The 13,613-nt window shown below is 54.9% G+C and carries 14 protein-coding genes; 2 read left to right on the top strand and 12 right to left on the bottom strand.

The window, feature by feature from the left end:
• Nucleotides 1-234: 234 nt before the first annotated feature.
• Together maeA and sra are read right to left on the bottom strand one after the other, a co-directional pair.
• Nucleotides 235-1,932: a malate dehydrogenase gene (maeA, locus tag OGY04_RS06035; protein WP_003833011.1), complete on the bottom strand. Its 1,698-nt coding sequence runs from the start codon at nucleotides 1,930-1,932 to the stop codon at nucleotides 235-237.
• 179 nt (nucleotides 1,933-2,111) lie between these two features.
• Nucleotides 2,112-2,252 (bottom strand): stationary-phase-induced ribosome-associated protein, encoded by a 141-nt coding sequence (gene sra, locus OGY04_RS06040; protein ID WP_003833009.1) that lies wholly within the window; start codon nucleotides 2,250-2,252, stop codon nucleotides 2,112-2,114.
• 227 nt (nucleotides 2,253-2,479) lie between these two features.
• Between sra and OGY04_RS06045 the strand changes: the two genes are divergently transcribed.
• Entirely contained in the window at nucleotides 2,480-2,911 is a 432-nt protein-coding gene (locus OGY04_RS06045; protein ID WP_286584952.1) for an OsmC family protein, read from the top strand.
• Between the two features lie 84 nt (nucleotides 2,912-2,995).
• On the opposite strand, the gene OGY04_RS06050 is transcribed toward OGY04_RS06045, so the two are convergent.
• From OGY04_RS06050 to OGY04_RS06075, 6 genes are read right to left on the bottom strand one after another with little or no spacing between them, the layout of a single operon-like run.
• On the bottom strand, nucleotides 2,996-3,766 hold the full coding sequence (locus OGY04_RS06050; RefSeq protein WP_128317398.1) for a 3-hydroxybutyrate dehydrogenase: 771 nt from the start codon (nucleotides 3,764-3,766) through the stop codon (nucleotides 2,996-2,998).
• 11 nt (nucleotides 3,767-3,777) lie between these two features.
• Complete coding sequence (locus tag OGY04_RS06055; protein WP_196776256.1) at nucleotides 3,778-5,172, bottom strand: GntP family permease; 1,395 nt, start codon at nucleotides 5,170-5,172, stop codon at nucleotides 3,778-3,780.
• Between the two features lie 37 nt (nucleotides 5,173-5,209).
• Entirely contained in the window at nucleotides 5,210-6,133 is a 924-nt protein-coding gene (locus OGY04_RS06060; protein ID WP_111465569.1) for a 3-hydroxyacyl-CoA dehydrogenase family protein, read from the bottom strand.
• Entirely contained in the window at nucleotides 6,123-7,328 is a 1,206-nt protein-coding gene (locus OGY04_RS06065; RefSeq protein WP_286584953.1) for an acetyl-CoA C-acetyltransferase, read from the bottom strand. Before OGY04_RS06065 ends, OGY04_RS06060 begins: the two co-directional genes overlap by 11 nt.
• A gap of 10 nt (nucleotides 7,329-7,338) precedes the next feature.
• Nucleotides 7,339-7,995: a CoA transferase subunit B gene (locus OGY04_RS06070; protein WP_208744301.1), complete on the bottom strand. Its 657-nt coding sequence runs from the start codon at nucleotides 7,993-7,995 to the stop codon at nucleotides 7,339-7,341.
• 2 nt (nucleotides 7,996-7,997) lie between these two features.
• Nucleotides 7,998-8,705, bottom strand: coding sequence for a CoA transferase subunit A (locus OGY04_RS06075; protein WP_003020020.1), 708 nt, complete (start codon nucleotides 8,703-8,705; stop codon nucleotides 7,998-8,000).
• 142 nt (nucleotides 8,706-8,847) lie between these two features.
• On the opposite strand from OGY04_RS06075, the gene OGY04_RS06080 reads away from it, so the two are divergent.
• Nucleotides 8,848-9,738, top strand: coding sequence for a LysR family transcriptional regulator (locus tag OGY04_RS06080; protein ID WP_003020016.1), 891 nt, complete (start codon nucleotides 8,848-8,850; stop codon nucleotides 9,736-9,738).
• Between the two features lie 19 nt (nucleotides 9,739-9,757).
• Here OGY04_RS06080 and OGY04_RS06085 read toward each other — a convergent pair whose 3' ends face one another.
• Genes OGY04_RS06085 through OGY04_RS06100 form a run of 4 tightly spaced genes read right to left on the bottom strand, consistent with a single transcriptional unit; the run spans nucleotide 9,758 to nucleotide 13,584 of the window.
• Nucleotides 9,758-10,693: an ABC transporter ATP-binding protein gene (locus OGY04_RS06085; RefSeq protein WP_100272458.1), complete on the bottom strand. Its 936-nt coding sequence runs from the start codon at nucleotides 10,691-10,693 to the stop codon at nucleotides 9,758-9,760.
• The gene (locus OGY04_RS06090) at nucleotides 10,686-11,672 is read right to left on the bottom strand and encodes an ABC transporter ATP-binding protein (protein WP_191227178.1); all 987 of its coding nucleotides are present in this window, start codon (nucleotides 11,670-11,672) and stop codon (nucleotides 10,686-10,688) included. Before OGY04_RS06090 ends, OGY04_RS06085 begins: the two co-directional genes overlap by 8 nt.
• The gene (gene ddpC, locus OGY04_RS06095; protein ID WP_048235365.1) at nucleotides 11,669-12,565 is read right to left on the bottom strand and encodes a D,D-dipeptide ABC transporter permease; all 897 of its coding nucleotides are present in this window, start codon (nucleotides 12,563-12,565) and stop codon (nucleotides 11,669-11,671) included. Before ddpC ends, OGY04_RS06090 begins: the two co-directional genes overlap by 4 nt.
• Nucleotides 12,562-13,584: an ABC transporter permease gene (locus OGY04_RS06100; RefSeq protein ID WP_003020008.1), complete on the bottom strand. Its 1,023-nt coding sequence runs from the start codon at nucleotides 13,582-13,584 to the stop codon at nucleotides 12,562-12,564. Before OGY04_RS06100 ends, ddpC begins: the two co-directional genes overlap by 4 nt.
• Nucleotides 13,585-13,613 lie beyond the last annotated feature (29 nt).

Raw genomic sequence — 13,613 nt, forward strand, 5'->3', positions numbered from 1 at the left:
GAAGGGGATTTAGAAGTTAGCTTCGCTCAAGCAGAAGTTATCGCAGCACGATACCGATAACGCTTGAGCACTGGCGATCGCCAAAAGCATGTGAAACGATAAAACGTTCACAGTACAGCATAAGTATCCTCCTTTTGTTTTTCAGAATGTTAATCGGTGGTGAAAGTGTAATCGTAAGTTACGCAAAAGCGCAAGTGTTGAACGCCCGGCAGCAGTGTGCCGCCGGGCAAACCGTCAAATAGAAGTACGACGGTAGTCGCGATATTCTGCCTGCCAGAAATTATCGTCAATCGCCTGTTGCAGCGCTTCGGCGGAGGTTTTCACTGCCACACCTTGCTGCTGAGCCATTTTACCGACGGCAAAGGCAATGGCGCGAGAAACGGTCTGAATATCTTTCAGTTCCGGTAGTACCAGACCTTCACCGTTGAGCACCAGCGGTGAATACTGCGCCAGCGTTTCACTCGCCGACATCAGCATTTCATCAGTGATGCGCGATGCGCCAGACGCAATCACACCCAGGCCGATACCCGGGAAGATATAGGCGTTGTTACACTGGGCGATTGGGTAAATTTTATCTTTCCACAGTACCGGTGCGAACGGACTACCGGTCGCAACCAGCGCGTTACCTTCGGTCCAGGCGATAATATCCTGTGGTGTAGCTTCAACACGGGAAGTAGGGTTGGACAACGGCATGACGATCGGACGCGGACAATGCTTGTGCATTTCGCGGATGATCTCTTCGGTAAACAGGCCGGTTTGTCCGGAAACGCCAATCAGGATATCCGGCTTAACGTTGCGGACCACATCGAGCAATGACAGCACATCTTCTTGGGTATCCCAATGCTGGAGATTTTCGCGTTTTTGCACCAGTTTGGTCTGGAAGGAGAGCAGGTTCGGCATTTTGTCTGTTAACAGGCCGAAGCGGTCGACCATGAATACGCGTTGACGCGCCGCTTCTTCGCTTAGACCTTCACGCTGGATCTGCGCAATGATCTGCTCGGCGATCCCGCAACCGGCGGAACCTGCGCCGAGGAAGACGATGTTCTGTTCGCTCAACTGGCTACCGGCCGCGCGGCTAGCCGCAATCAGCGTACCGACAGTAACCGCCGCGGTGCCCTGAATATCGTCGTTAAACGAGCAAATTTCATCACGATAACGGGTCAGCAGTGGCATAGCGTTTTTCTGGGCGAAATCTTCAAACTGCAACAGCACGTCCGGCCAGCGATGCTTCACGGCCTGGATGAATTCATCAACGAATTCGTAGTATTCATCATCAGTGATACGCGGATTGCGCCAGCCCATATACAACGGATCGTTCAGCAGTTGCTGGTTGTTGGTCCCCACGTCCAGTACCACCGGAAGAGTATAGGCCGGGCTAATTCCGCCACATGCGGTATATAGCGACAGTTTACCGATTGGAATACCCATCCCGCCGATCCCCTGATCGCCAAGACCTAAAATACGTTCGCCATCGGTGACAACGATGACCTTGATATTGTGGTTAGGGACGTTTTGCAGGATATCGTCCATATTGTGGCGGTTCTGATAAGAGATAAACACGCCGCGCGCACGACGATAAATCTCAGAGAAACGCTCACAGGCCGCGCCGACCGTTGGGGTATAGATAACTGGCATCATTTCATCCAGGTGATTATGCACCAGTCGGTAAAACAGGGTTTCGTTGGTGTCCTGGATGTTGCGCAGGTAAATATGTTTGTCGATTTCGGTTTTGAATCCCTGATATTGGATCCAGGCGCGTTCAGCCTGTTCCTCAATCGTCTCGACCACTTCCGGCAGTAACCCCAGCAGGTTGAAGTTACGGCGTTCTTCCACACTGAAGGCGCTCCCTTTATTCAGTAAAGGGAATTCCAGCAGTACCGGGCCAGCGTAGGGGATGTAAAGGGAACGCAGTTTTTTGGTTTCGTTTTCCATGTCACTCACTCTTTTTTGAATAACCGTCCCTGGCGCTCTTTATGATCGTATGTGGCCTGTCCGCCAGGGAAACGGGCGAAGTATAAAGCATTGTGAATGGGTTAAGGGGTTTTATAAGCAAAAACACCACTGCGGTTGCAATGGTGTTTATCTCGTTACTCAGTCAGACGTGCGAAAGGCTACTTGCCGTCAGTGCGGCGCTTTCTTCCAGTAGGATTATTGACCACGTTGGTTTTGTCACCTTCGGTCACGATTTTACGTTGATTTGAGATTTTGTGGTCCAGTCCGAGAATATGACGGGCCTGACGGTTCGATTTCATTCTAACTCCTTAATCCTGTTACTGGTTTCAAGGGCGAGCCCGTATGAGAACGGACGAAATACAACCTGATATAAAGCCGATGTTCAACATAACGGCTTTCTGGATGGTCGGTCATTTTATCTGAAAGGTCAATGCTTAAGCGGCAAATGAGAACTATCCCGTATGTAACATGCTTTTTCTCAGCCGTCCTATACTAGTAACTCCGACGACAACACAGGAGAGCGGTAATGACTATCCATAAGAAAGGTCAGGCACACTGGGAAGGCGACATTAAGCGCGGCAAAGGCACTGTGTCGACCGAAAGTGGCGTGTTGAATCAGCAACCGTATGGGTTTTATACACGATTTGAAGGTGAGAAAGGCACCAATCCTGAAGAGTTGATTGGCGCGGCCCATGCAGCCTGCTTCTCGATGGCACTTTCGCTGATGCTGGGCGAAGCAGGGTTTACACCAGATGCCATTGATACCACTGCCGATGTTTCTCTGGATAAAGTAGATGCCGGGTTTGCGATCACTAAAGTCGCGTTGCATAGCCAGGTGAGCGTGTCGGGGATAGACGCCGCCACGTTTGACGGCATCATCCAGAAAGCAAAAGCCGGATGCCCGGTATCGCAGGTACTGAACGCGGATATTACGCTGGATTATCAACTGAAGTCTTAATCATGGCGCGCCGGATGCGACTGCGTCTTATCCGGCCTACGACTGTGCCGGATGTAAGTCAGTCTTATCCGGCACCTGATGATGTTATTGCGCTACCCAACCGCCATCCATATTCCACGCCACGCCGCGCACCTGCGCCGCACCGTTTGAACACAGAAATAGTGCCAGCTCACCTAACTGTTCCGGCGTGACGAATTCGCGCGACGGCTGCTTTTCCGCCAGCAGGGCGTCACGCGCAGCCTCAGGCTCTGCGCCTTCGGCAATACGCTTATCGATCTGCTGCTGGACCAGCGGCGTGAGCACCCAGCCGGGACACAGCGCATTGCAGGTGACACCCGTCTGCGCGGTTTCCAGTGCGATGGTCTTGGTGAATCCCACCACGCCGTGCTTCGCCGCTACGTAGGCAGATTTCTCTTTTGAGGCCACCAGGCCGTGAACAGAAGCGATATTAATGATGCGCCCCCAGTTTCGCGCGCGCATACCAGGAAGCGCCAGACGCGTGGTGTGAAAAACGGAAGAGAGATTAATGGCGATAATCGCGTTCCATTTATCAACCGGGAAGGTTTCCACCGGGGATACATGCTGGATTCCCGCGTTGTTGACCAGAATATCAACACCGCCGAATTCGCTCTCGGCATAGCGCATCATGTCGGCAATTTGCGCTTCATCGCTCAGATCCGCGCCATGATAACCTGGCGTTTTGCCATATTGCGCAACAGCGTCTTTGGCGGCATCCACATCACCAAACCCGTTGAGGATCAGGGTGGCGCCCGATTGCGCCAGCACCTGTGCGATACCTAATCCGATACCGCTGGTCGAGCCGGTAACCAGGGCGGTTTTTCCCGTTAAGTTCATGATGATTCTCCTTAAACAATTCCGGTGGTGTAGAAGACGCCGATGACAAACAGTACGGCCAGACTTTTAATGACGGTAATAGCAAAAATTCCGCCATACGCCTGACGGTGGCTGAGACCGGTGATAGCTAATAAGGTAATGACTGCGCCGTTATGCGGCAGGGTGTCCATACCGCCGCTGGCCATAGACGCCACGCGGTGAAAGACTTCAAGTGGGATATTGGCAGCGTGAGCGGCCGCGATAAAGGTGTCAGACATGGCGGCAAGGGCAATACTCATCCCGCCAGACGCCGAACCGGTGATCCCGGCGAGCGTAGTGATACTGATAGCTTCATTGAGCAGCGGGTCAGGAATAGCCGCCAGTGCTTTTGACAGTACAAGGAAACCTGGCAGGGCGGCGATCACTGCGCCAAAACCGTACTCTGACGCGGTGTTCATCGCCGCGAGGATCGCGCCGCCAACCGCCGTTCTGCTGCCTTCCGCCAGGCGACCTTTAATGTTGCGATAGCCGAAGAGCACCACCAGCAGGATCCCAGAAATCAGCGCCGCTTCCACTGCCCAGATAGCAGTGATTTTACCGACTTCGGTGGTAATCGGTTTGGCGAGACCCGGAAGCTCCAGTTGATGCGTGGCGCCATACCATTGCGGGATCCAGCGGGTAAACAGCAGGTTAAATACCCCAACCAGGATCAGCGGAGAGATCGCGATGATCGGGTTCGGCAGATTAATGTTATCCGGCGTTTCCGGCTCGTTTAACAGTTCAGTCCCATAGCCTTCATTCTTTGCCTGCGCTTTACGACGCTGACGTTCGAGATAAACCAGACCAACAACGATGATAAACACGGAACCTATCAGACCCAGCCACGGCGCGGCCCAGGCGTTGGTACCGAAGAAACTGGTCGGAATAATGTTCTGGATCTGCGGTGTGCCTGGCAGGGCATCCATGGTGAAGGAGAACGCGCCCAGCGCAACGGTTGCCGGGATCAGCCGCTTCGGGATATTGCTCTGACGGAACAGTTCGGCCGCGAACGGATACACCGCAAACGCCACGACGAACAGCGATACGCCGCCGTAGGTCAACAGCGCACATACCAGCACAATAACCGGAATGGCATGGCGACGGCCGAGAATGTTGATAGCGGCGGCAACAATGGAACGTGAAAACCCAGATAACTCGATTAACTTGCCAAACACTGCCCCCAGCAAGAACACCGGGAAGTACAGCTTCACAAAACCGACCATTTTTTCCATAAACAGGCCGGTGAAGGCAGGGCCGACGGCGCTGGGTTCGGTAAGCAATACAGCACCTAATGCTGCGATGGGGGCAAACAGAATGACGCTGTATCCGCGATAGGCTGCCAGCATCAGCAGGCCCAGCGCTGCCAGGGCGATTAATACACTCATCATGACTCCTTATTATTATATTGGGGTACAGAAAGAGACGTTATGGCTTCAGGGCAAATCGCAGCTGATGCTCCCTGCGTTGCTGGATGTATTCCTTGCGCGAATCATCCCAATGATAAAAACCCTGACCACTGCGTACACCGGTATTACCGTTGGCGACCTTGTCAGCGACCAGCGTCATCATGTCGCTGCCGGTTGCCAGTTCCGGAAGCAGATGCCGACAAATGTCCTGCACCGTAGAAAGTCCGGTCATATCAGCAGCCTCCAGCGGACCGACCATTGCATAGCGACGTCCGAGCGAGGCGCGCATCACCTGATCAACCACTTCTGCGCTGGCGATGCCGCTTTTAACGATATGTAGCGCTTCACGCAGCAGAGCAAACTGCAGTCGATTGCCAACAAACCCTGGTGCTGCGCGGTCGAGCACCACGGCCTCAAGTTGCATCGCGATCAGTTGTTGTTGCAATTCATGGAGATACTCCGGCTTCGTTGCGGTGCCAGGTACAATTTCGACCAGCGGAATAAAATGTGGCGGGTGCCAGAAATGGGCGATCAGCAACCGTTCAGGATGGGCGAGTTTTTCTGCCAACGCATCCGGCGGCAGGCCGCTGGTATTACTGGCAATAACGGCCTCCGGCGCGATCAGCTCTTCCAGTTGCGCATACAGTGCGTGTTTAAGTTCGAGCCGCTCCGGGATCGCTTCAATCAGTAACCGGCATGCGGCAATATCCTGTAGCGAGGTTGTGCCGTGCAGGCGAGCCACGACCGTCGCTTTTTCACCAATTGCAAATTGATCGGTGACAATCAGCTCATCCAGGATACCGCCAGCAACTCCGCTTATTTCTGCAATTCGGCTGCTATCGGTATCGTATAACCAGACATCGTAACCAAAACGGGCGAAGTGGGTAGCAATGCCGACCCCCATTAATCCCGCGCCCAGAATGCAGATAGGCTTACTTTGCATGAGCTACCCCCTGCGGACGTTCTACCGCCAGCGCCACCCCCTGACCACCACCTACGCACAGCGTGGCCAATCCTTTGGCTGCGTTGCTACGCGCCATTTCATGCAGCAGCGTTACCAGAATTCGGCAACCTGATGCGCCAATCGGGTGCCCCAGCGCAATCGCACCGCCGTTCACGTTTACCCGGTTGCTGTCCCAGTTCAGGGATTCGCCAACCGCCAGCGCTTGCGCAGCAAAGGCTTCGTTGGCTTCGATAAGATCCACGTCATTTAGCGTCCAGCCAGCACGCTTCAGGCACTGGAGTGACGCTTCTACCGGCCCAATGCCCATAATGGCGGGATCGACGCCAGAAACCGCGTAGCCCGCCACCTGGGCAAGCACTGGCAGATTGAGTTCCGCCGCTTTGGCGGCGCTCATCAACATCACCGCGGCGGCACCATCATTGATGGATGATGCATTTCCGGCGGTCACCGTGCCGTTACCCGGACGAAACGCCGGTTTAAGTTGCGCCAGCTTGTCGGCCTGAGTATCCGGGCGAGGTTGTTCGTCACGGTCCACCACACGTGGCGGCTTTTTGCCCTGTGGGACGCTGACCGGCGTGATTTCCGCGTTAAAACGACCCGCTTCAATGGCGGCGGCAGCTTTTTGCTGGGAGTGCAGGGCAAAAGCGTCCTGCTGCTCACGACTGATTACGAACTTATCCGCCAGATTTTCGGCAGTAATACCCATGTGATAGTCGTTGAACGCATCCCACAGGCCGTCATGCACCACGCTGTCTTTCATACTGGCATGACCCAACCGCAAACCGGCCCGCGCGCCGTCGAGAAAATAGGGCGCATTGCTCATGCTCTCCTGGCCTCCGGCGATCACGATTTGCGCATCGCCACAGCGAATCGCCTGTACAGCCTGATGCACCGCCTTCAAACCTGAGCCACACAGCAGGTTGATGGTTAACGCGGGCGTGGTGACCGGCAGTCCTGCCCGTAACGCCGTTTGTCTGGCTGGATTCTGGCCGCAGCCCGCAGCCAGAACCTGACCTAAAATCACCTCATCAATTTGCTCAGGTGCCACAGCCGTTTTTTCCAGCAGCGAACGGACTACCGCCGTGCCTAACTCCACGGCGGAAAGTGGTGCCAGCACGCCATGAAAACTGCCAATCGGGGTGCGCGTTGCCGCGACAATTACAACATCCTGCATGGTCAGCTCCTCAGTTAAAGTGCATTTCGGGGACAGCTTCGGGAACGATCAGCTTGCCGGCGGTTCTGGCGACAATTTCATCCACGCTGATGCCCGGTGCACGCTCACGCAGAATGAACGCACCGTCGGCAATTTCCAGCAGAGCCAGGTCGGTAAGCACGCGTTTGATGCAGGCCACGCCGGTCAGCGGCAAGGTGCAGGCGGGAAGCAGTTTGGACTCACCGTTTTTGGAAGCATGGGTCATTACCACAATGATATTGTCAGCTCCGGCAACCAGGTCCATCGCGCCGCCCATGCCTTTCACCATTTTTCCGGGGATCATCCATGAGGCGATATTGCCGTTAACATCGACTTCAAACGCACCGAGCACCGTCAGATCAACGTGGCCGCCGCGGATCATGGCGAAGGATTGCGCCGAGTCGAAAATCGCCGCGCCTTTGCGCGCCGTCACTGTCTGTTTCCCGGCGTTGATCATGTCGGCATCAATTTCGTCTTCTGTGGGAAACGGCCCCATACCCAGCAAACCGTTTTCTGATTGCAGCATCACGTCCATGCCATCAGGGATGTAATTTGCCACCAGCGTGGGAATGCCGATTCCAAGGTTGACGTAATATCCGTCTCGCAGCTCGCGGGCGACGCGCATCGCCATTTGTTCACGCGTTAACATGGTCAGGCTCCTTTCTGGCGCAGGGTGCGTTGTTCAATACGTTTTTCAAACTGCCCCTGAATAATGCGGTTAACGAAAATTCCGGGAGTGTGAATCGCAGCAGGGTCCAGTTCTCCGGGAGGGACAATCTCTTCGACTTCCACGACGGTAATGCGCCCGGCGGCGGCCATCAGCGGATTAAAATTCTGTGCGGTGTGGCGATAGATGACGTTGCCGTACCAGTCGGCTTTCCAGCCTTTAACCAACGCAAAATCACCGGTTATCGCCTGCTCAAGGATATAAGGGCGTCCGGCAAACTCGCGAACCTCTTTCCCTTCCGCCACGGGGGTTCCATATCCGGTCGCGGTAAAAAATGCTGGGATCCCCGCGCCGCCCGCGCGCAACTGCTCTGCCAGCGTACCCTGTGGCGTCAGGATGGCTTCCAGTTCGCCGCTAAGCACCTGTTTCTCAAACAGGGCGTTTTCCCCCACATAGGACGCGACCACTTTGCGCACCTGACGCGTTTCCAGCAGCACGCCAAGGCCAAAGCCATCCACGCCACAGTTGTTTGATACAACGGTAAGTCCCTGAACCTCACGACGGCGTACTTCGGTAATCAGGTTTTCAGGGATCCCACATAAACCAAAACCGCCCGCCAGCAGCGTCATGTTGTCGGTCAGTCCTTCCAGCGCCTCTTGATAAGTGGCAACACGTTTATCCAGTCCAGCCATACACTTGCCTCCCCAGTTGTCCTTGCCGACATCATTGGGGGTGAAAAATGATTTGTTAATTTTAAATTTGTGACTCACTCATTGGGTTTTTTTATCAATTTAATGTTAATTAAAGGTATTCAACAAGTTAAAGGAATGCGAAATGGGAATGAGCATCAAACAGTTACGCGCGTTTTTAGCGGTAGCTCACACTCTGAATTTTGCTCATGCCAGCGAAAGACTGAATATGTCGCAACCCGCGTTAAGCCTGGCGATTAAAGGACTGGAAGATTCGCTGGGCGGGGCGTTACTGTTAAGAACAACTCGCAAAGTGACCCTGACGCAGGAGGGAGAAACGCTGCTGAATATGGGGCGACAGCTGCTGGCGGACTGGGAGAATACGGAAGAAGCCATGCGCCAGCGCTTTACGCTGCAGCGCGGTAAAATATCGATCGCCGCCATGCCCTCATTTGCCGCTAACGTCCTGCCATCGGTACTGAAAACATTTCGTGATTCTTATTCCGGTATCAACGTAACGGTTCACGATGTGATCAATGAACACGTGATTGAAATGGTCAGTGAAGGCCGGGTCGAGATGGGCATAGCCTTCGAGCCGGACTATTCGGGACATCTGCATTTCACGCCGCTCGGCGTGGATCGTTTTATCGCAATTGTGCCGCCAACCTGTCGGCTGGCAGACAGGGATCGTATTGCGTGGCGCGAACTGCTGACGCTGGATTTTATCACCCTGCAACGCCCGTCCGCCGTGCGGCTGATGCTGGAAGAACAACTGGTGCAAAGCGGACATACGCTGGAAGTAGCGCTGGAGAGCCATCAATTGGTAACCGTTGGCCGTCTGGTGGCTAACGGTCTGGGCGGTAGCGCCGTACCTGCACTATGCCGCACGCAAATGACAGAGTTAGGCGCAACCTGTATCGATCTGGATACGCCGGTGATCCAGCGTCGGATCGGGGTTTTGCGTTCGGCGCATCATAAATTATCTACCGCTTCCGAGGTGCTGGTGGATTCACTGAAAAAGGCGTATCGCACCTGACTTTTCTCAACGGCTCAGGTCATGTAACCGCCCGCCAGCAGCGAACGTCACATCCGGTATCACTCTTCAGCAATGCCTGTTTCTTCTCACAACCTTGGGTTGCCAATGGACATCTGTCACGGAAAAAGCAGCCCTGGGGCAACGTTCGGTTTCCCGGTAGCTCAGTCTTACGTAACACCAAATCTTCCGCCAGCGGTGCGCCCGTTTTAGGTACCGAGTCCAGCAATAATCGTGTGTACGGATGGGCGGGGTGAGTGAGAACCTGTTGGGCATCGCCCAGCTCAACAATTTGCCCGAGGTACATCACCGCCACACGGTCGCTCATATGGCGGACCACCGACACGTTATGCGATATCAATACGTAGGTTAGGTTTCTGCGCGCCTGTAGCGACACCAGCAGGTTGAGAATTTGCGCCTGCACGGATATATCCAGTGCTGAAGTTGGCTCATCAAGGACGATAACATCCGGCTCTGACGATAGCGCCCGGGCAATAGCAATACGTTGGCGCTGTCCACCGGAAAACGCGTGCGGCAAGCGGTCGAGATATTCAGGACGAATGCCCACCTGCCGTGCCAAATCCTCGGCAAGCATGCGTCGTTCACGCTCCGGGCTCCGTTTTTGGATCCACACCGGTTCGGTAATTATCCGCCACACCGGTAAGCGCGGATCGAGCGATGAAAGAGGGTCCTGAAAGACCATTTGCATACCGTTATGCTGCTTATCACCACGGCGAGAATAGCTTCCCTGGCTGGGTTTCAACATGCCCATCAACAGTTGCGCCAGCGTACTTTTTCCACAGCCGGATTCGCCAACAATCCCCAGCGTTTCACCCTGACGAATCTGTAAATCCAGACCGTTGAGCGCATGCACCCGTTCCGTAACCTTGCCAAGCCAGTTTTTACGCGCAGGAAAGTTGACATGAACATCCTGCAGCGCCAGTAAAAAATCAGACATGTGTTGTCTCCAGTTGCGGATACCAGCAGGCAGATTGTTGATCTGCACCTCCCTGACTACTTAACGCCGGCGTTTCTTCACAACGAGGACCAGCGGCAAAGCAGCGGTCGCGAAACGCGCATCCAGCAGGTAAGCAGGTTAGGTTCGGCACGGTGCCGGGAATGGCGGGCAGCAATGCGCGCGGTTCGCCGTGTTCCGGTGCACATTTCAGCAAGCCGATGGAATAGGGGTGCGTCGGGCGTTGAATAACGGTTTGCGTCGGGCCACTCTCAATCACGCTCCCGGCATACATGACGTACAACCGGTCGCATAACTGTGAAACCACCGCCATATCATGGCTGATAAATAATACGGCTGTTCCGCTGGCGCGCGCTTTTAACTTCAGCAAACGCAGCACCTGCAGTTGCACCGTGACGTCCAGTGCAGTGGTCGGTTCATCGGCAATGATAAGCTCCGGCTCGCACGAAAAGGCCAGCGCAATCATCACGCGTTGTCGCATACCGCCGGAAAGCTCAAACGGAAAACGTTTCATGACCTCCGGCGCGTCCGGGATTTGCATCTCTTCGAGTAGAGCGACGGCTTTCTGGCGGGCATCCGTGCGGCTTAACGCCTGATGATGGCGGATCACCTCCACCATTTGCTGGCCGATACGGCGGGTCGGATTCAGTGCCGTCATGGGCTCCTGAAAGATCATCGCGACGCGTGCGCCGCGCCATTGGCGCATTTGTTTCTCACTGGCGTTGAGCACATCTTCACCCAGCAGCGAAACGCGTCCCTGGTGAATACGATAGCTTCCCTCCGGTAGCAGACGCATGGTGAGCATGGCGGTCACGGACTTACCGGAACCGGATTCACCCACCACACCAACGATTTCTCCGCGGTTGATGTGCAGTGATACGTGGTTCAGCGCATGCACGTCAGCTTTATAGCCGGGGAAACTCAGATGCAAATCTTCGATTTCCAGTACGGGTTGTGTCATGACTGTTTTCCTCCGGCTTTCGGATCCAGCAGATCGCGAATACCATCGCCAAAGAGATTAAAGCCCACGGCGGTAATCAGAATGGCGGCGCCGGGAAAAGCACAATACCACCACTGATCAAGCACGTAATTGCGGCCAATTGCGACCATCGCACCCCATTCAGCGCTGGGCTGCTGGGCGCCCAGACCGATAAACCCGAGCGTGGCGGCCATCAGGATCGCGCTGCCGATATCCAGTGATGACTGCACAATGAGCGGCGGCAGAGAATTGCGTAAAATGTGCCAGCTAATCAGATGCCAGCGTGAAGCGCCGTAGGTCCGGGCAGCCTGTACAAAAGTAAACTGGCGTACCACTAACGTCTGACCACGGGCGAGGCGTACATAGAAAGGGATACGGACGATTGCAATCGCCAGCATGGCGTTAAACAGGCTGGGGCCCAGCGCGGCGGCTAACGCCATCGTCAACACCAGCGAAGGAATGGACAGCATAATGTCCATCATCCGCATAATTATCGCGTCGGCACGCCCGCCCATGACACCCGACAAGCAACCCAGCAGTGAGCCCAATCCCCCGGCGATACCCACTACCACCAGACCCGCAACGACAGATTGCTGACTTCCTACCAGAACGCGGCTGAACAGATCGCGACCGACTTCATCGGTTCCAAACCAGTGAGCGGCTGACGGGGGCAGCAGGCGCGCACTCAAATTAATGGCATTCGGATCGTGGGGTGTTATCCACGGCGACAGCACCATCAGCAGCAGTATCAATACGATGATGACCCCGCCAACCAGCGTCAGCGGGCTACTTTTCATCATCCAGAACAGTTTGGCCCAGTCCGTGCGGCGACGTGCTGTCTGAGGGGTGGTCGGTGTTTCTTGTGTGAGCATCATTCAGCACCTCCACGTCCAATTCGAGGGTCTACCCACAGATAGAGTAAATCCACCACCAGGTTGACCAGCACATAGGCGAACGAGACCACCACTGCAAAGCCCATTACCGCCGGGAAGTCGAGAGCCTGAATTGAGGTCACCACCCAGGCGCCCATGCCAGGCCAGGCAAAGACCGTTTCGGTCAATACCGCACCGTAGAGCAGATCGCCCAGCGCCAGGCCGAGGACGGTGATTGATGGGATAAGTGCGTTAGGCAATGCATAGCACAGCACGATGTACCAGCCCGGGAGCCCGCTGGCGCGGGCGGTACGTATGTAATCTTCACTCAGTTGCTCCAGCATGGCGGAACGAATCTGACGAGCAACGATCCCAAGATGTACAAAAGCCAATGTCAGCGATGGCAAAATCAGGTGCTGAAGCGCATTGAAAAAGACTTCGCCGTTGCCTTCCAGCAGAGCATCAATCAGGTAGAAACCGGTGACGTGAGCAGGTGGATCCAGCCAGTCGTCTAAACGCCCACCGCCGGGTAAAATTTGCAGATGACCGTAAAACAGCACGATAACCCCCAGCCCCAGCCAGAATGCAGGCGTGGAGATACCGGTAATTGCCATTAGCCGAACAAGGTGATCAAGCCAGCGGTTACGCCAGACCGCAGATAAAATACCCAGCGGGATACCTATCACCAGCGCCAGCAACAAAGAGCAGAAAGCCAATTCAAGGGTCGCGGGGAAGAAAATGCGCAGCTCATCCAGTACCGGACGTCCTGTGCGAATGGAAGTGCCTAAATCGCCGTGAAAAATATCGCTGACATAGCGAAAAAACTGGACATACAGCGGTTGATTCAGCCCCAACTGTTGGCGAATATTTTCGACAATTTCATCACTGGCGCGATCGCCCGCCAGCAGCCGCGCGGGGTCGCCAGGTATCAGGTGTGAAATAATAAAGGTGATTACGCAAACACCGATAACCACCAGAATAAGTCCCCAGCATCGCTGGCGTAAAATACTCCAGAACGTCATTAGCTTCCCCTTGCGGAGCCAGAGCGGCT

This window comes from Citrobacter sp. Cpo091 (assembly GCF_030332645.1).
Classification (GTDB): Bacteria; Pseudomonadota; Gammaproteobacteria; order Enterobacterales; family Enterobacteriaceae; genus Citrobacter; species Citrobacter portucalensis.

Bases quoted from the DNA above. Each gene is read 5' to 3' on its own strand.
- OGY04_RS06065 (WP_286584953.1), bottom strand. From the start codon at position 7,328: ATGCAGGATGTTGTAATTGTCGCGGCAACGCGCACCCCGATTGGCAGT.
- OGY04_RS06090 (WP_191227178.1), bottom strand. From the start codon at position 11,672: ATGACACAACCCGTACTGGAAATCGAAGATTTGCATCTGAGTTTCCCC.
- OGY04_RS06085 (WP_100272458.1), bottom strand. From the start codon at position 10,693: ATGTCTGATTTTTTACTGGCGCTGCAGGATGTTCATGTCAACTTTCCT.
- ddpC (WP_048235365.1), bottom strand. From the start codon at position 12,565: ATGATGCTCACACAAGAAACACCGACCACCCCTCAGACAGCACGTCGC.
- OGY04_RS06070 (WP_208744301.1), bottom strand. From the start codon at position 7,995: ATGTTAACGCGTGAACAAATGGCGATGCGCGTCGCCCGCGAGCTGCGA.
- OGY04_RS06080 (WP_003020016.1), top strand. From the start codon at position 8,848: ATGGGAATGAGCATCAAACAGTTACGCGCGTTTTTAGCGGTAGCTCAC.
- OGY04_RS06055 (WP_196776256.1), bottom strand. From the start codon at position 5,172: ATGATGAGTGTATTAATCGCCCTGGCAGCGCTGGGCCTGCTGATGCTG.
- OGY04_RS06050 (WP_128317398.1), bottom strand. From the start codon at position 3,766: ATGAACTTAACGGGAAAAACCGCCCTGGTTACCGGCTCGACCAGCGGT.
- OGY04_RS06075 (WP_003020020.1), bottom strand. From the start codon at position 8,705: ATGGCTGGACTGGATAAACGTGTTGCCACTTATCAAGAGGCGCTGGAA.
- sra (WP_003833009.1), bottom strand. From the start codon at position 2,252: ATGAAATCGAACCGTCAGGCCCGTCATATTCTCGGACTGGACCACAAA.
- OGY04_RS06045 (WP_286584952.1), top strand. From the start codon at position 2,480: ATGACTATCCATAAGAAAGGTCAGGCACACTGGGAAGGCGACATTAAG.
- OGY04_RS06060 (WP_111465569.1), bottom strand. From the start codon at position 6,133: ATGCAAAGTAAGCCTATCTGCATTCTGGGCGCGGGATTAATGGGGGTC.
- OGY04_RS06100 (WP_003020008.1), bottom strand. From the start codon at position 13,584: ATGACGTTCTGGAGTATTTTACGCCAGCGATGCTGGGGACTTATTCTG.
- maeA (WP_003833011.1), bottom strand. From the start codon at position 1,932: ATGGAAAACGAAACCAAAAAACTGCGTTCCCTTTACATCCCCTACGCT.